Origin of the sequence: Bradyrhizobium sp. BRP19, from assembly GCF_020194195.1 — a bacterium.
In the GTDB taxonomy this organism is placed as follows: domain Bacteria; phylum Pseudomonadota; class Alphaproteobacteria; order Rhizobiales; family Xanthobacteraceae; genus Bradyrhizobium; species Bradyrhizobium yuanmingense.
The window spans coordinates 24,297-40,038 of the sequence record NZ_JADYVZ010000031.1 but is presented as its reverse complement, the minus strand read 5'-3'; the positions used below and the strand labels follow the sequence as shown (position 1 = coordinate 40,038).

The following is a 15,742-nucleotide window of genomic DNA, read 5'->3' as shown; positions in this document are numbered from 1 at the left end:
GCCGCAGGAAAAGCGCACAGCGTCGCCCTGATCGCTTGCGCCAGGAAGCTCCTTATCTACGCCAACACCGTTGTTGCCCGAGGTACGCCCTGGCGTGAAAATACCGCCGCAACTTAATGGTTGCTACGAGACCACGACGCGCTGTCGTGCGTCACTTCTCGCGGAAGGCGCGCATCAGCTGGTCGTGAAGCGGCTTCATCAGATAGGACAGCATCGTGCGGTCGCCGGTCTGGACGAAGGCTTCCACCGGCATGCCGGGGATCATCTTGACGTCGCCGAGCCTGGCGATCTCTTCCGGCGGCATCGAGACGCGGATGGTGTAGTAGCCTTGGCCGGTGCGCTGGTCGGTGGTGACGTCGGGCGAGACGCGGCTGACGACACCGTTGAGCTCGGGCGTGGTGCGCTGGTTGAACGCGGACAGGCGCAGCAGCGTCTTCTGGCCGATCTGGAGCTTGTCGATGTCGACCGGATTGACCTTGGCCTCGACCTGGAGATCGTCGGTCTGCGGCACGATCAGCATCAAGGTATCGCCGGCCGTGACGACGCCGCCGATCGTGTGCACCGTCGATTGCAGCACCATGCCATCCTGCGGCGCGCGGATGTCGACGCGGCGGAGCTGGTCTTCGGCCGCGACCTTGCGCTCGATCAGCTCGCCGATCTTGTCGTTGGTTTCGCGCAGGTCCTTGGAGACCTCGCTGACCACGTCCTTGTCGATCTGGATGATCTGGAGCTCGGTCTCGGTGATCTTGCCCTTGGCCTGGGCGCGCGCGGCGATGTACTGCGCGCGCTCGCCGTTGAGGCGGGCCGAGTCGCGCTCGAGCTGGGTCAGGCGCGAGATCTGCACAAGACGCTTCTCGTAGAGCTCACGCACGCCGGTGAGCTCGTTCAGCACCAGCGCGATCTCCTGGTCCTTGGCTTTTTCCTGGGCGCTGAGACCGGCGATCTCCTCGTTGAGCTGCGTGATGCGTTCGCGGAGCTGCGCCTTCTGCCCGGTGCGGCCATTGACGCGGACCTCGAACAGCTTGGTCTCGGCCGCAAGCAGCGCCTTGACGTCGGGATCGCCCGCCCGCTCGATGAGGCCTTGCGGGAACTCGATTCGGTCGAGGCCGCGCTGCTCGGCCTGCAATCGCGCCGCACGCACCTGCGCCGCATCGAGGTTCTTGGTGACGATGGCAAGATTGGCCTTGGTGACGGTGTCGTCGAGCCGCACCACGATGTCGCCGGACTTGACCAGGTCGCCGTCGCGGGCGCGCACCTCGCCGACCACGCCGCCGGTCGGATGCTGCACCTTCTTGACGTTGGATTCGACCACGATCTGGCCCGGCGCAATCAGCGCGCCCGAGATCAGGACGGTCGAGGCCCAGCCGCCGAGGCCGACGACCAGGACCAGCACGATCACAAGGCCGAGCATCAGGTGGAACCTGATGGAGTCGCGGACGGTCTTCGCGGCCGCCTTGGTGCCGCCGATGGCCAACGTGCTCATGGCTTCGTGCTCATGGTTTGGCCACTCCGCCTTCGCTGACGATCTTGATCGGCGCCGGCGGCGTCACGCGCGGCTGCAGCACCTGGGCGAGCACCTGCTCCTTCGGCCCAAAGGCCTGCATGCGACCGTCGCGCAGCACCAGGATCTGGTCGACCGCCTCGACGCCGATCGGGCGGTGCGCCACCACGACGACGATGGCACCGCGCTCGCGCGCCGAGCGGACGGCGCGGGTCAGCGCCTCGTCGCCTTCGGTGTCGAGATTGGAATTGGGCTCGTCGAGCACGATCAGGAAGGGGTTGCCGTAGAGCGCGCGCGCCAGCGCCACGCGCTGGGCCTGACCTGCGGAAAGCGCGGCGCCCTGCTCGCCGACTTGGGTGTTGTAGCCCTCGCGCATCTTGATGATCATCTCGTGCACGCCGGCCTCCTTGGCCGCGGCGATGATCGCCTCGGAGGTGGCCTCGGGATCGAACCGGCTGATGTTCTGCGCGATGGTGCCGCCGAACAATTCGACGTCCTGCGGCAGATAGCCGATATGGCGGCCGAGCGCGTCGCTCGTCCATTGATCGAGCGCCGCGCCGTCGAGCCGCACCTTGCCGCGCACCGGCTGCCAGACCCCGACCAGCGCGCGGATCAGCGACGACTTGCCGGAACCGCTCGGGCCGATCACGCCGAGGCCGTTGCCGGCGGCGAGCGCGAAGGTGACATCCTGCACCACGAGACGCTGATCGCCGGGCGGCACCATGGCGACGCCCTCGACCGAGAGCCGGCTGGTCGGCGCCTGCAGCTGGGTTGGCATCGCCTGCGCCGGCATCTGCTCCAACAGGCGCGTCAGCCGCTGCCAGCTCTGGCGCGCCGCGACGAAGGATTTCCAATGCGCGATGGCGAGATCGACCGGCGCGAGCGCGCGGGCGGACAGGATCGAGCCGGCGATGATGATGCCGGCCGTCGCCTCCTGGTGGATGACGAGATAGGCGCCGACCGCGAGCACGGCCGATTGCAGCATCATCCGCAGCACCTTTGCGACCGCGCCGAGACCACCGGCGACGTCGCTCGCCCGCTGATTGCCGGCGAGGTATTTTTCGTTGGCCTCGCTCCAGCGCTGGTTCATCCGGCCGGCCATCCCCATCGACACCATCACTTCGGCGTTGCGGCGGCTGGCCTGGGCGAGATCGTTGCGCTGGGCGGCGAGGCCCATCGCTTCCTTCGCCGGCTGGCGGGACATGAACTCGGTGACCAGCGTCAGCCCGACCAGGATGATGGCACCGACCAGCGCGGTGACGCCGATCAGGACATGGAAGGCGAAGCAGATGGCGAGATAGAGCGGCAGCCAGGGCAGGTCGAAGAATGCGCTGGGGCCCATGCTGCCGAGGAAGGAGCGGACATTGTCGAGATCGCGCAGCGGCTGCAGGCCCTCGTTGCGGCTGCCGACCAGCAGCGGCAGGCGCACGATGGTGTCGAACACGCGCTTATTGAGGGCCTCGTCGAGCGCGGTGCCGATCCGCCCCAGGATGCGGTTGCGGATCATGTCCAGCACGCCCTGCGCCATGTAGAGGAAGCTGGCGAGGATGATCAGGCCGACCAGGGTGGGGATGCTGCGGCTCGGCAGCACCCGGTCATAGACCTCCAGCATGAAGATCGACCCGGTCAGATAGAGCAGGTTGATCATGCAGCTCATCAGGCCGACGCCGATGAAGGCCGTGCGACAAGCGCGCAAGGCGTCACCGAGCTCCGAACGGCGGACGCCAGGGATGGCTGCCATCAGTCTGATCTCTTTCGGCTAACGGGCAAAGCCCTGATTTCAAAGGCGATTCAAGGAGTACTCGCCTTGGATTAACATCTGTTTTCCGGCCGTCCAACGCGGTCGAATTTAATCCGAGGCCTCATGGGCCACATCTACCCCCGATAGCCTTCCGCGCAAGTCCGGAATTCCACAGGCTTGCGGCTTTTTCTTGCAGGCTTTCAGCCGCTTCCGCGAAAAGCGCGGCTCAAGTTCCGCTCAGCCGAATGCAGAGGCTAGAGCCGGCCCCCGCCGCGCACAAGGCGTACCACCAGCAGCAGGATGACCGCGCCGATGGCAGAATAGACAATTTGGGAGATCAAGCCGCTGCCGAGGCGGATGCCGAGCTTTGGAAACAGCAGGCTCGCCACCAGCGCACCGCAGATGCCGATCACGATGTCGCCGATCAGGCCGAACCCGGCGCCCCGCACGATCTTGCCGGCGAGCCAACCGGCGACGAGACCGACGAACAGGATGACGAGAAGGCCTTCGTTGGAAATGTACATCCGTGAGGTCCCTCTCCGTGAAAGGCGCCATGGAACGGGAACCGGAATGAACGGGGTGTGAATGCTGGAAAGGCTCGCACAGCCCGGTTCAACTCATCCGAACTATGACAGCACGGTGGCCGGCTCCGCCAGGACGCATCTGGCGGCCCGACCCGGCCCGACCGCGACATTCCCGGGCAATTGCTCCAGGCAGCGCGGCTCGGCGAGCTTGCAGCGGGGAGCGAAGGAGCAATTGTGCGGCTTCTCGGCCAGCGACGGCGGCGTGCCGGGGATGGTCTCCAGCCGCTGTCCGCGCTTGGCGCCGTGGATGGTGGAGGCGAGCAGGCCCTTGGCATAGGGATGCACCGGCGAGCGGACGATGTCGCGCAAGGTGCCCTGCTCCACGATCTGGCCCGCATACATCACCGCGACGCGGTCGCAGATCTCGATGGCGACGCCGATGTCGTGGGTGACGAAGATGACGGACATGCCGAACTCGCGCTGCAGCTCCCGCAGCAAGAGCAGAATCTGGATCTGCACGGTGGCATCGAGCGCCGTCGTCGGTTCGTCCGCCAGCAGGATTTTTGGCCGGCAGGCCAGCGCCAGCGCAATCATCGCGCGCTGGCGCATGCCGCCGGACATTTCGTGCGGATAGGCATCCAGCCGGCGCTTGGCCGAGGGAATGCGCACGACCTCGAGCATCTCCAGCGCCCGTGCGCGCCCTTCTGCAAAGCTCTTGCCTTCGTGGCGCACCACGCTTTCGGCGATCTGCGCGCCGATCGTGTAGACCGGATCGAGCGCAAGCGCCGGCTCCTGGAAGATCATCGAGACGGTCTGGCCGCGGAACGACGACAGCTGCTCGTCGTTCATGGCCAGCACGTCCTGTCCCATGACGTTGACCGTCCCCGAAATCTGCGTGCGCTTCTTCGGCAATAGGCGCATCAAGGCACGCAGCGTCACGCTCTTGCCCGAACCGGATTCGCCGAGCAGGCCCAGCACCTCGCTATTGCCGAGCGAGAGACTGAGATCGTTCACGGCATAGACCGTGCGCTCGCCGGTGAAGCGGATGTTGAGGCCTGAGATCTCGACGAGGTTTCTCATGACGGCAGCTTCGGCAATCGGTCGTGATAGTCGGTGACGCGCTGGTACGCGGCGCCAATGGTCAGCAGGGTGGCTTCGTCGAAGGAGCGGCCGATCAGCTGCATGCCGACCGGCAGGCCGGTCGTGGTGAAGCCCGAAGGAATGGTCAGTGACGGCAAGCCCAGGAAATTCACCGGGCGGGTGAACAGCGTCAGCCGCTGCAACAGCGCCGGCGCGTTCGGGCCGCCGCCGACGTCGCTCTCCTCGATCGTCGGCGCCGGCACCGGGGACGCCGGCGCGATCACCGCATCGACGCCTGCGGTCGCGGCATTGTGGGCCGCGAGCGCCGGCCCGCGCCAACGCATCGCCTCGAGATAGGTGATGGCGGGAACGGCGAGGCCGTTCTGAAGCCGCATCAGGACTTGCGGGCCATAGTCCTGCGGACGCTCGATCATCCAGCGCTTGTGGAAGGCGGCAGCTTCCGCGGCGAGCACGAGCTGGCTGGCCGAGGACAATTGCCGCTGGTCCGGCAGCTCGACCTTGACGATGTCGGCGCCCTCGCGCTTGAGCACCGCGATGGTCTCGTCCAGCACGCGCGCGACCTCGCTGTCGAGATCGTCGACATAGAACGAGGCGGGCACGCCGATCTTGAGACCCCTCAGCGAAGCCTTGGTGGCTGCGACGTAGTCCGCGAGCGGCTCGTGGCTGCAGGTCGAATCGGCGGGATCGGGCCCGGCCATCAGCGCCAGCAAGAGCGCGCAATCCTCGGCGGTGCGGGCCAGCGGGCCGACGGTGTCGAGCGATTGCGACAGCGGCATTGCGCCGGCGCGGCTGACGCGGCCGACCGTGGTCTTGAGCCCCGTGACGCCACAGAAATGCGCGGGCATGCGGATCGAGCCGCCGGTGTCCGAGCCGAGCGCCGCATAGGTCAGGCGCGCGGCAACCGCCGAGCCGGAGCCCGACGAGGAGCCGCCGGTGATATGGGCGACGTTCCAGGGATTGCGCACCGGACCGTAATGAGCGTTGTGCCCGGTCGGGCCATAGGCGAACTCGGCGAGATGCAGCGTGCCGAGCCGGACCTGGCCGGCGTCCTTGAGCCGCTGCAAGGCGGTGGACGTGACGTTCGGCACGAAGTCGCGGCGGATCAGCGAGCCGCAGGTCGCGACGTGGCCGGCATCGTAGTACATGTCCTTGTGCGCGAGCGGCACGCCATGCAGGGGACCGCGGACATTGCCCTTGGCGAGCTCGGCATCGGCGGCATCCGCCGCTTTCAATGCAGCCTCGGCCTCGATCGACATGAAGGCGTTGAGATGCGGCTGCCACTGCGCGATGCGCTGCAGCAGCGCACGCGTCGCCTCGTGCGAGGACACCTGCTTCATCGCGATCGCGCGCGCGACCTCGGTGAGCGTCATCAGAGCGGGCTCACGGCTCATTTGGACACCTTCTGCGTCTGCGCGAGCACGTAAGTTGCGGGCTCCAGATCGAACGGCAGCGTGCCGGCGATCGCGGCGAAGCCTTCGAAGGCGGGGCCGATGGCGTTGGAGATGCGGGTTGCGATCTCGTCGTCCACGGGGACGCCGGCGATATGCGCGATCGGCTTGATCTCTTTCGGTGTCGGTCTCGTCATGCGGTTTCTCCCCTGGGGGCGCGGCTGTGGCCTGAACCCGGTATCGCCATGTAGCACGCGGCCTCGTGACCCATATTATCCAGCGCGGTGAGCTTTGGTGTCGCATTTGCGCAGAGCGGCTCCGCAAACGGGCAGCGGGTGTGGAAGCGGCAGCCGGGGGGCGGATCGATCGGATTGGGCGGATCGCCCGTGATCGGCGGCGTCTCGGTGCGCTTGTCGGGATCCGAAGACGGCATCGCGGCGAGCAGCGCCCGGGTGTAGGGATGCGCCGGGCTGTCCCAGACCTGGTCGACCGGGCCGAGCTCGACGACTTCGCCAAGATACATCACCAGCACGCGGTCCGAGATGTAGCGCACCACGTTGAGGTCGTGGCTGATGAAGAGATAGGTGAGGCCGAATTCGCGCTTGAGATCGGCGAGCAGGTTGAGCACCTGCGCCTCGACGGATTTGTCGAGCGCCGAGACGGCTTCGTCCAGGATCACCAGCCGCGGCGACAGCGCCAGCGCACGGGCGATGTTGACGCGCTGGCGCTGGCCGCCGGAGATCTCGTGCGGATAGCGGTTGGCGAAGTTTTCCGGGCGCAGGCCGACCTTGCCGAGCAGCTCTCGCGCCAGGTTGCGCGCCGCGCCATCGGCCATGCCATGGACCTTTGGACCGAAGGCGACGGATTCCTCGATCGTCAGGCGCGGGTTGAGCGAGGCGTAGGAATCCTGGAACACCATCTGCATGCCGCGGCGCAGCTCGCGCAAGCTCAGCGACTGGCCGACGGTCATGCCGTCATAGATGATGTCGCCGTCATCGCGCGGCATCAGGTGCATCAGCAGCCGCGCGGTCGTGGACTTGCCGCAGCCGGACTCGCCGACGATGCCGACCGTCTCGCCCTTGGCGACGGAGAAGGAGACATTGTCGACGGCACGCACCGTGCGCTTGGCGGCGAACAGGCCGCCGCGCACCGGGAAATGCTTGGTCAGGCCGTTGACCTGCAGCAGCGGCTGCGCGAGCCCACCGCGGTCCTCGACCGGCTCCAGCATTTCGACGGAGGTGTTGGTTTCGCTCATGGCCTAGTTCCTGATGTCCATGGCGCTACGCAGGCCGTCCGAGAGCAGATTGAAGCAGATCGAGACCGCGAAGATCATCGCGCCCGGCAAGGCTGCGACCCAGGGATTGACGTAGATCGCGGTGCGCAGCGTGTTCAGCATCAGGCCCCATTCCGGCTCCGGCGGCTTGGTGCCGAGGCCGAGGAAGGACAGACCGGCCGCCAGGATCATCGAGACCGAGATCAGACTGGTGGCATAGACGAAGATCGCGCCCAGCACGTTGCCGAGGATGTGGACGCGCATGATGGTGAAGGCGCCCGCGCCGGAGGCACGTGCGGCCTCGACGAAGTCCATGTTGCGTACGCCCGTGGTGACGCTCTCGGCGACGCGGGTGATCTGCGGCACGAACACGATGGTCAGCGCCACGATGGAGTTGAGGATGCCGGCGCCGAGCGCGCCGGAGATCGCGATCGCCAGCAGCACCGACGGGAAGGCGTAGAACACGTCCACCGTGCGCATGATCGCGGTGTTGAGCTTGCCGCCGACATAGCCGGCAATGATGCCGAGCGAGGTACCGATGCAGAAGGCCAGGATCACGGGCAGGATGCCGATGACCAGCGACAGGCGCCCGCCATAGATCAGCCGGGCCAGCATGTCGCGGCCGAGCTCGTCGGTGCCGAGCGGATAGCCTGTGGTGCCGATGTGGCGGAGGCGGCGGATCATCGAACCCTTGTAGGGGTCTTCGAGACCGAGCCACGGCGCGAGGATCGCGGACAGGAAGATCAGCAGCAGCACCAGCGCGCAGGCCATGCTGACCTTGTCGCGCATGATGCGGCGGCCGACGGTCGCCCAATAACCGCGCGCCTTGGTGGCGGGCGCGGCCTGCAGCGCGGCATCGCTGGCGGTGGCGGACAACGGAAGCTCGCTCATCGGCTAGCCCCGCTTGATGCGCGGGTCGATCGCGGCTTGGGCGATGTCGACCAGAAGATTGAGGAAGACGAAGAACAGCGCCAGGATCAGGATCGTGCCCTGCAGCAGCGGCAGGTCGCGCTGGAAGATCGCGGAATTGAGCAGGAAGCCCGAGCCCGGCCAGGAGAACACGGTCTCGATGAGGATCGAGCCGCCGAGCATGTAGCCGAGCTGAAGCCCCATCACCGCGAGCGCGGTGGGCGCGGCGTTCTTGATGACGTGGCGGAACACGCCGGTTTCGCGCAGGCCCTTTGCACGCAAAGCCTCGACGAAGTCCTGCGAGAGAATGTCGCCAGTGAGCGCGCGGACCGTGCGGGTGACGATGCCCATCGGGATCACCGACGTCGTGATCGCGGGCAGCACGAGATATTTGAGGTGCGCCCAATCCCAGGCCCAGGAGTTGGAGCCGCTGGGGCCGGCGCCGACCGCCGGCAGCCAGTTCAGCTGGACCGAGAAAATGATGACGAGCAGCATGCCGAGCCAGTAATGCGGCACCGAGACGCCGGCGATGGCAAAGGAGGTCGCGACCTTGTCGATCCAGGTCTCGCGGAAATAGCCGGCGATCAGGCCAAGCAGGACGCCCATGGTGAAGCCGATGATGGCGGCGGCAATCGCGAGCGTGACGGTGTTGCCGACCGCGCGCATGACCTCGGCCAGCACCGGACGCCCCGTCGCGATGGAATTGCCGAGATCGCCATGAAGGGCACGCAGCAGCCACAGGCCGAACTGCACCGGCAGCGGCCGGTCGAAGCCATAGGCGGCGCGCAGCTGCGCGGCGAGCTCCTGCGACGCATCGGCCGGCAGCACGGCGACCAGCGGATCGCCCGGCGTGATGTGCACGAGCAGGAAGCACACCAGCGCCACGCTGATGACGATCGGGACGACGTAGACAATGCGTCTGGCGGTATAGGCGAGCACTGGTCTTCTTTCTTCCTTCTCCCCTTGCGGGAGAAGGTGGCGCGCAAGCGCCGGATGAGGGGTTCGGTCCGCGGTTACAGCATTATCAAATTGGAGGAAGGATCACTCGCGGAGAGAGACCCCTCACCCGGCTTCGCTATCCGCGAAGCCACCCTCTCCCGCAAGGGGAGAGGGTGCACTGTGCGTGTGGCGCGAATTACTGCGCGATCGACACCGGCGAGAAGTCGATGAACCAGCTCTTCGGTTGCACGACGCCTGTCACCTTCGGGCTCATGGCGCGCGGGCCGACGTCGTGGGCGACGTAGAGGAAGGCGGCGTCATCGACGGAGGCTGCGTGCAATTCAGCGAGTGCGGCGTCGCGCGCGGCGGGATCGAAGGTCTGGCGCGCCTTCTTCACCAGCTCGTCGAATTTGGGGTTGTTGATGAAGCCCCAATTGTTCGAGACCGGCGGCGCCATGCCCGACTGCAGGAAGCGCACCAGCGCGAAGAACGGGTCCATCGCCGCGTAGGTGACGTTGGTCGCGTGCGAGCCGTTGGCGCTGGGATCCTTGGCGCCGCGGCGCCAGTTGGTGAACAGCGTATTCCATTCGATGACGTCGAGCTGGACGTCGAAATAGCATTCGGCCAGGGCCTGCTGGAGATACTCGTTCATCGGCAAGGGCTGCATCTGGCCCGAGCCGGACGCGGACGTCTGCGTCTTCACGGTCAGCTTCTTGTTGGGACCGTAGCCGGCCTCCTGCATCAGCTTTTGCGCAGCCGCCTTGTCGTACTTGATCTGGAAGGTGGGATTGCCGCGCCAGGGATGGCCGGGCTCGAAGGTGCCGGACGCCGGCACCATCAGCCCCGCGAGCAGACCGTCCCTGAGGCCTTCGCGGTCGACGCAGAGGTTCGCGGCCTTGCGCACTCGGATGTCGTTCCAGGGCGAGCCCTCGACGCGCGAGAACTGCCACGGCCAGACGTGCGGCTGCTCGTTGGAGTAGAGCTTGAAGCCGCGCTGCTTGAGTTCGGGCAGCGCGTCCGGTGCCGGCGCCTCGACCCAATCGACCTGGCCGGACAGCAGCGCCGCGGTGCGCGCGTTGGCTTCCGGCATCGGCAGCAGCACCATCTTGTCGACCTTGGGCACGCGATCCTTGTTCCAATAGTCCGGGTTCTTGACCAGCTCGAGCCGCTCGCGCGGCGTAAAGCTCGCCATCTTCCACGGGCCGGTGCCCGAGGCGCTCCTGGCGAAGGCGGTCCATGCGGCTTGCGACTTCGCCTTGGCGTCGGCGCCTTCGGCTTTGTCGTAGAAGGACTGCCACTTCGCCGGGCTTGCCATGAACAGATTGGTGAGGTTGATCGGCAGGAAGCTGTCGGGCTCCTTGGTGGTGAGCTCGACGGTCATGTCGTCGATCTTCTTCGCGGAGGCCAGCGTCGGCATGCGCGAGGCCGTGACGCCGACCTGGCTGGCGTCGAATTGCGGCGCATCCTGCTTCAGCACCTTCTCGACGTTCCACACCACCGCGTCGGCGTTGAACGGCGAGCCGTCATGGAAGGTGACGCCGGGGCGCAGCTTGAAGACCCATTTGGTCTTGTCGGCATCGTCGACCTTCCACTCGGTGGCTAGGCCGGGGATCACCACGCTCGCCTTGTCGGCAGAGGACAGGTCCCAGCTGGTCAGCGCATCGTACATGGTGAGGCCGGTGAAGCGGTTGCCCTCGAAACCTTGATCGGGCTGGCCGAGCGTGCGCGGAATATCGGCAGCAGTCATGCCGATGCGCAGCACAGTTTCGGCAGCCGCCACCCGCGGCCATGCAGCTGCGCTGCCAAGCGCCAACAGCGCGATCAGCGCCGCCCGTGTGTTGTTGTTCTTGATAAACATCGCCTCAGTCCCTTTCCGGCTTCCGATGATTAATTTTGATGCAATCGTATGCAATGGCTATGCCAAGGGAAAACTTTTTCTGCGAATTGCCCCTGCGACGACAAGTCCTTGTGATGACGCACGGGCGAAATCGGCCCGCTGCCTATTCTGGCATCAAGATTGCAGGTTTGGTTCCAGATCCCCCTGGAGCTTTGGGCCATGCGTATTCGCCTTTCGACCTGTCTCGCCGTGCTTGCATTGGCGGTGTCCGTAATCACGGCGCACGCCGAAACGGTGGTGCGTTACGGCATCTCGATGGCGGATATTCCACTCACCACTGGCCAGCCAGATCGTGGCGCCGGCGCCTATCAGTTCACGGCCTATACGATCTACGATCCGCTGGTGGCCTGGGAAATGGACGTCGCCGACCGCCCCGGCAAGCTGGTGCCGGGCCTCGCCACCGAATGGAAGGTGGACGACGCCGACAAGACGAAGTGGCGCTTCGCCCTGCGCAGGGGCGTGAAGTTTCACGACGGCAGCGATTTCAACGCCGATGCGGTGATCTGGAATCTCGACAAGGTGCTCAACGACAAGGCGCCGCAATTCGACAAGCGGCAGAGCGCGCAGGTCAAGACCCGCCTTCCCTCCGTCGCCAGCTACGCCAAGATCGACGACTTCACCGTGGAGATCACCACCAAGACGGTGGATTCCTTCTTCCCCTATCAGATGCTGTGGTTCCTGGTCTCGAGCCCGGCGCAATATGAGAAGCTCGGGAAGGATTGGGACAAGTTCGCCAGCCAGCCCTCCGGAACCGGCCCGTTCAAGCTGACGAAGCTGGTGCCGCGCGAGCTCGCTGAGCTCAGCAAAAATCCGGACTACTGGAACAAGAAGCGCATTCCCAAGGCCGACAAGATCGTGCTGGTGCCGATGCCGGAAGCGCTGACGCGCACCAATGCGCTGCTCGCCGGCCAGGTCGACCTGATCGAGACGCCGGCGCCGGATGCCGTGCCGCAGTTGAAGGCGGCCGGCATGAAGCTGGTCGACAACGTCACGCCGCATGTGTGGAATTATCACTTGAGCGTGCTGCCGGGCTCGCCCTGGACCGACATCCGCCTGCGCAAGGCGCTGAACCTTGCGATCAACCGCGACGAAGTCGTCGGCCTGATGAACGGCCTCGCCAAGCCCGCCAAGGGCCAGGTCGACCCGTCGAGCCCGTGGTTCGGCAAGCCCAGCTTCGAGCTGAAATATGATCTCGCCGCCGCCAAGAAGCTGGTGGAGGAAGCGGGCTATTCCAAAGCAAAGCCGCTGAAGACCACCTTCATCATCGCGCAAGGCGGCACCGGCCAGATGCTGTCGTTGCCGATGAACGAATTCCTGCAGCAGAGCTTCAAGGAGATCGGCATCGAGATCGACTTCAAGGTGGTCGAGCTGGAGACGCTCTATACGCATTGGCGCAAGGGCGCCGCCGACGAGATGAACGCCGGCATCACCTCCAACAACATCGCCTATGTCACCTCGGATCCGCTCTACGCCATCGTCCGCTTCTTCCATTCGAGCCAGATCGCGCCGGTTGGCGTCAATTGGGGCGGCTACAAGAACCCCAAGGTCGACGCGCTGATCGACGAGGCCAAGCAGACGTTCGACAGCACCAAGCAGGACCAATTGCTGGCGCAGGCGCATGCGCTGATCGTGGACGATGCCACGCTGGTGTGGGTCGTCCACGACACCAACCCGCACGCGCTGTCACCGAAGATCAAGCAGTTCGTGCAGGCGCAGCACTGGTTCCAGGACCTGACGACGATCGGGGTGGAGTGAGCAACACGCAAGGGTGGGCACGGCGCTTTGCGCCTTTGCCCACCCTTGGTGCATGCTCAGCGCGCGCGATCACCGCCCCTTGGTCGGGATCTTGTTGTACGGCACGTCCTTGTCGACGCGGATGTCGCCCGGCAGGCCGAGCACGCGCTCGGCGATGATGTTGCGCAGGATCTCATCGGTGCCGCCGGCGATGCGCATCGAGGGCGAGGACAGCAGCATCTGCTGGAATTGGCCCTGGGCCGTTTCCTCGTCATTTCCGGTGAGAACACCGGCCGCGCCCTGCAGGTCCATGGCGTAAGTCGCGATGTCCTGCAGCATCATGCCCGAGACCAGCTTGCCGATCGAATTCTCCGGGCCCGGTCGCTCGCCTTTCGATAGCGCCGAGATCGTGCGGTAGCTGGTGTATTTCAGTCCGTTCGACTTGGCCGCCCAACTCGCGAGCTTCGAGCGTACGGCGGGATCGTCGATGGCGAGGCCATCCTCCAGCATCAGGTTCGAGCATAGCTCGAACATTTCGGGCACGCCGGTCGCGAGCCGCGCGCCGATCGACATGCGCTCGTTCATCAGCGTGGTCAGCGAGACGTTCCAGCCGTCGCCGACGGCACCCAGCCGCTGGCTGTCGGGGATCACGACATCGGTGAAATAGACCTCGTTGAACTCCTGCATGCCGTTGGCCTGCTTGATCGGACGCACCTCGACGCCGGGGCTCTTCATGTCCAGGAAGAACATCGTGAGACCCTTGTGCTTGGGCACGTTGGGATCGGTGCGCGCGATCAGAAGGCCGTAGTCGGAATAATGGGCGCCCGAGGTCCAGATCTTCTGGCCGTTGACGACCCAAACGTCGCCCCTCTTCTCCGCGCGGGTGCGAAGCCCTGCGACGTCGGAGCCGGCAGACGGTTCGGAGAACAGCTGGCACCAGATCTCCTCGCCCGATGCGAGCTTCGGCAAGTAACGGCGCTTGGCCTCCTCGCTGCCGAACGCCATCACGGTCGGGCCGCACATGCCCTCGCCGATCTGGAACGGCTGCGTCAGCTTGCCGTAGACGCCCTCCTCCTGCTGCCAGATCACCTTTTCGATCGGCGTCGCGCCGCGGCCGCCATACTCCTTCGGCCAGTGCAGGCAGGCCCAATTGCCCTCGAACTTCTTCTTCTGCCAGGCCTTGCCGACATCGACGATGTCGCGATTGGCAAGGCGGATGCGGCCGAGCGAGGACTTTGACAGCTCGGCCTGCAATTCCTTCGGCGCATTGGCCTCGATCCATTTGCGCGCGGTCTCGCGGAATGCGGCTTCCTGCGGGGTGTCGTCGAAATTCATGGCGGACCTCTCAATCCTTGCGCGGTGCGTAGGGTGGGTTAGCCGAAGGCGTAACCCACCACTTCTGTCGAGTATCGTTGCGAACGTGGTGGGTTACGCTTCGCTAACCCACCCTACGAATTCGGAATCATCTTCCCTTCGTCGGGATCTTGTTGAACGGCACGTCCTTGTCGACGCGGATGTCGCCGGGCAGGCCCAGCACCCGTTCGGCGATGATGTTGCGCATGATCTCGTCGGTGCCGCCCTCGACGCGTGTACCCGGCGCACGCAGCAGCATGGCCTGGAAACGGCCCGCCAGTTCGCCATCCTCGCCGCTGACGATTCCGGACGCGCCCTGCAGATCGAGCGCATAGGTCGCAACGTCCTGGATCATGGAGCCGGCCACCAGCTTGCCGATGGAGTTCTCCGGTCCTGGGCGTTCGCCCCTCGACAGCGCCGAGATCGCGCGCATGCTGGTGTATTTCAGCCCGCTTGCCTTCACCGCCCAGTTCGCCAGCTTGGATCGCACCGCGCGATCCTCGATCGCCGGGCCGTCGTCGAGCATCAGGCTGGAGCAGTACTCGAACAGTTCGGGGAAACCGGTCGAGACGGCCGCGCCGATCGCACTGCGCTCGTTCATCAGCGTGGTCAGCGAGACGTTCCAGCCGTCACCGACCTCGCCGAGGCGCTGATGGTCGGGGATGCGGACATTGGTGAAATAAACCTCGTTGAAGTCCGAGGCGCCGCTCGCCTGCTTGATCGGCCGCACCTCGACGCCCGGGCTCTTCATGTCCAGGAAGAACATGGTGAGGCCCTTGTGCTTGGGCACGGTCGGATCGGTGCGCGTGAGCAGGATGCCGTAGTCTGAATAATGTGCACCCGAGGTCCAGATCTTCTGGCCGTTGATGATCCAGTCGTCGCCGTCCTTCTCGGCGCGTGTGCGCAGGCCCGCGACATCCGAGCCGCCGGCGGGCTCGGAGAACAGCTGGCACCAGACCTTCTCGCCGGAGGCGAGCGGCGGCAGATAGGTCCGCTTGTGCTCCTCGCGCGCGAACGCCATCATGGTCGGCCCGCACATGCCGTGACCGATGATGAACATGCGGGACAGCTGGCCGAACGGCCCCTCCTCCTGCTGCCAGATCACGCGCTCGATCGGCGAGGCGCCACGGCCGCCATATTCCTTCGGCCAGTGCAGGCAGGCCCAGCCGGCGTCGGCCTTCTTCTTCTGCCACGCCTTCGCCACTTCGAGAATGTTGGCGTTCTTGAGCACGGTGCGGCCGAGTGAGGATTTGCGCAGCTCGTCCTCGTATTGCTTGGGCGCGTTGGCACTGATCCAGGCGCGGGCGGTGGCGCGGAACTCGGCTTCCTGCGGGGTGTCGTCGAAGTTCATCTTGCTTCTCTGTTGTCCGTAGGGTGGATTA

General features: G+C 65.5%; 13 protein-coding genes. 1 reads left to right on the top strand and 12 read right to left on the bottom strand.

All coding sequences use genetic code 11. From position 1 onward, the window contains the following. Positions 1–151: 151 nt before the first annotated feature. The 10 genes from I6F36_RS37090 to I6F36_RS37045 form a co-directional block, all read right to left on the bottom strand. A complete protein-coding gene (locus tag I6F36_RS37090) occupies positions 152–1,483 on the bottom strand; it encodes an HlyD family type I secretion periplasmic adaptor subunit (protein ID WP_036020913.1) in 1,332 nt (443 codons plus the stop codon). 10 nt (positions 1,484–1,493) lie between these two features. Beyond that, entirely contained in the window at positions 1,494–3,242 is a 1,749-nt protein-coding gene (locus I6F36_RS37085) for a type I secretion system permease/ATPase (protein ID WP_035997082.1), read from the bottom strand. Between the two features lie 254 nt (positions 3,243–3,496). Next, positions 3,497–3,766, bottom strand: coding sequence for a GlsB/YeaQ/YmgE family stress response membrane protein (locus tag I6F36_RS37080; RefSeq protein WP_109142276.1), 270 nt, complete (start codon positions 3,764–3,766; stop codon positions 3,497–3,499). A 102-nt stretch (positions 3,767–3,868) separates the two neighbouring features. Beyond that, entirely contained in the window at positions 3,869–4,846 is a 978-nt protein-coding gene (locus I6F36_RS37075) for an ABC transporter ATP-binding protein (RefSeq protein WP_035997077.1), read from the bottom strand. Then, positions 4,843–6,258: an amidase gene (locus I6F36_RS37070; RefSeq protein ID WP_225146252.1), complete on the bottom strand. Its 1,416-nt coding sequence runs from the start codon at positions 6,256–6,258 to the stop codon at positions 4,843–4,845. The genes I6F36_RS37075 and I6F36_RS37070 overlap by 4 nt, the downstream gene beginning before the upstream one ends. Beyond that, complete coding sequence (locus I6F36_RS37065; protein WP_109142275.1) at positions 6,255–6,452, bottom strand: hypothetical protein; 198 nt, start codon at positions 6,450–6,452, stop codon at positions 6,255–6,257. Before I6F36_RS37065 ends, I6F36_RS37070 begins: the two co-directional genes overlap by 4 nt. Beyond that, entirely contained in the window at positions 6,449–7,510 is a 1,062-nt protein-coding gene (locus I6F36_RS37060; protein WP_192893058.1) for an ABC transporter ATP-binding protein, read from the bottom strand. The genes I6F36_RS37065 and I6F36_RS37060 overlap by 4 nt, the downstream gene beginning before the upstream one ends. Before the next feature lie 3 nt (positions 7,511–7,513). Continuing rightward, complete coding sequence (locus tag I6F36_RS37055; protein WP_035997066.1) at positions 7,514–8,419, bottom strand: ABC transporter permease; 906 nt, start codon at positions 8,417–8,419, stop codon at positions 7,514–7,516. Positions 8,420–8,422: 3 nt separating this feature from the next. Continuing rightward, the gene (locus tag I6F36_RS37050) at positions 8,423–9,376 is read right to left on the bottom strand and encodes an ABC transporter permease (protein WP_057028344.1); all 954 of its coding nucleotides are present in this window, start codon (positions 9,374–9,376) and stop codon (positions 8,423–8,425) included. A 196-nt stretch (positions 9,377–9,572) separates the two neighbouring features. Next, a complete protein-coding gene (locus I6F36_RS37045; protein WP_225173168.1) occupies positions 9,573–11,234 on the bottom strand; it encodes an ABC transporter substrate-binding protein in 1,662 nt (553 codons plus the stop codon). A 198-nt stretch (positions 11,235–11,432) separates the two neighbouring features. Between I6F36_RS37045 and I6F36_RS37040 the strand changes: the two genes are divergently transcribed. After that, positions 11,433–13,028 (top strand): ABC transporter substrate-binding protein, encoded by a 1,596-nt coding sequence (locus I6F36_RS37040; protein ID WP_225173167.1) that lies wholly within the window; start codon positions 11,433–11,435, stop codon positions 13,026–13,028. A 69-nt stretch (positions 13,029–13,097) separates the two neighbouring features. On the opposite strand, the gene I6F36_RS37035 is transcribed toward I6F36_RS37040, so the two are convergent. Continuing rightward, complete coding sequence (locus I6F36_RS37035; protein ID WP_035997043.1) at positions 13,098–14,342, bottom strand: acyl-CoA dehydrogenase; 1,245 nt, start codon at positions 14,340–14,342, stop codon at positions 13,098–13,100. A 127-nt stretch (positions 14,343–14,469) separates the two neighbouring features. After that, positions 14,470–15,711, bottom strand: a complete 1,242-nt coding sequence (locus tag I6F36_RS37030; protein ID WP_035997041.1) for an acyl-CoA dehydrogenase — start codon at positions 15,709–15,711, stop codon at positions 14,470–14,472. Positions 15,712–15,742 lie beyond the last annotated feature (31 nt).

Excerpts from the sequence above, each read along its gene's own strand:
- I6F36_RS37090 (WP_036020913.1), bottom strand. The coding sequence starts at position 1,483 with ATGAGCACGTTGGCCATCGGCGGCACCAAGGCGGCCGCGAAGACCGTC.
- I6F36_RS37085 (WP_035997082.1), bottom strand. The coding sequence starts at position 3,242 with ATGGCAGCCATCCCTGGCGTCCGCCGTTCGGAGCTCGGTGACGCCTTG.
- I6F36_RS37080 (WP_109142276.1), bottom strand. The coding sequence starts at position 3,766 with ATGTACATTTCCAACGAAGGCCTTCTCGTCATCCTGTTCGTCGGTCTC.
- I6F36_RS37075 (WP_035997077.1), bottom strand. The coding sequence starts at position 4,846 with ATGAGAAACCTCGTCGAGATCTCAGGCCTCAACATCCGCTTCACCGGC.
- I6F36_RS37070 (WP_225146252.1), bottom strand. The coding sequence starts at position 6,258 with ATGAGCCGTGAGCCCGCTCTGATGACGCTCACCGAGGTCGCGCGCGCG.
- I6F36_RS37065 (WP_109142275.1), bottom strand. The coding sequence starts at position 6,452 with ATGACGAGACCGACACCGAAAGAGATCAAGCCGATCGCGCATATCGCC.
- I6F36_RS37060 (WP_192893058.1), bottom strand. The coding sequence starts at position 7,510 with ATGAGCGAAACCAACACCTCCGTCGAAATGCTGGAGCCGGTCGAGGAC.
- I6F36_RS37055 (WP_035997066.1), bottom strand. The coding sequence starts at position 8,419 with ATGAGCGAGCTTCCGTTGTCCGCCACCGCCAGCGATGCCGCGCTGCAG.
- I6F36_RS37045 (WP_225173168.1), bottom strand. The coding sequence starts at position 11,234 with ATGTTTATCAAGAACAACAACACACGGGCGGCGCTGATCGCGCTGTTG.
- I6F36_RS37040 (WP_225173167.1), top strand. The coding sequence starts at position 11,433 with ATGCGTATTCGCCTTTCGACCTGTCTCGCCGTGCTTGCATTGGCGGTG.
- I6F36_RS37035 (WP_035997043.1), bottom strand. The coding sequence starts at position 14,342 with ATGAATTTCGACGACACCCCGCAGGAAGCCGCATTCCGCGAGACCGCG.
- I6F36_RS37030 (WP_035997041.1), bottom strand. The coding sequence starts at position 15,711 with ATGAACTTCGACGACACCCCGCAGGAAGCCGAGTTCCGCGCCACCGCC.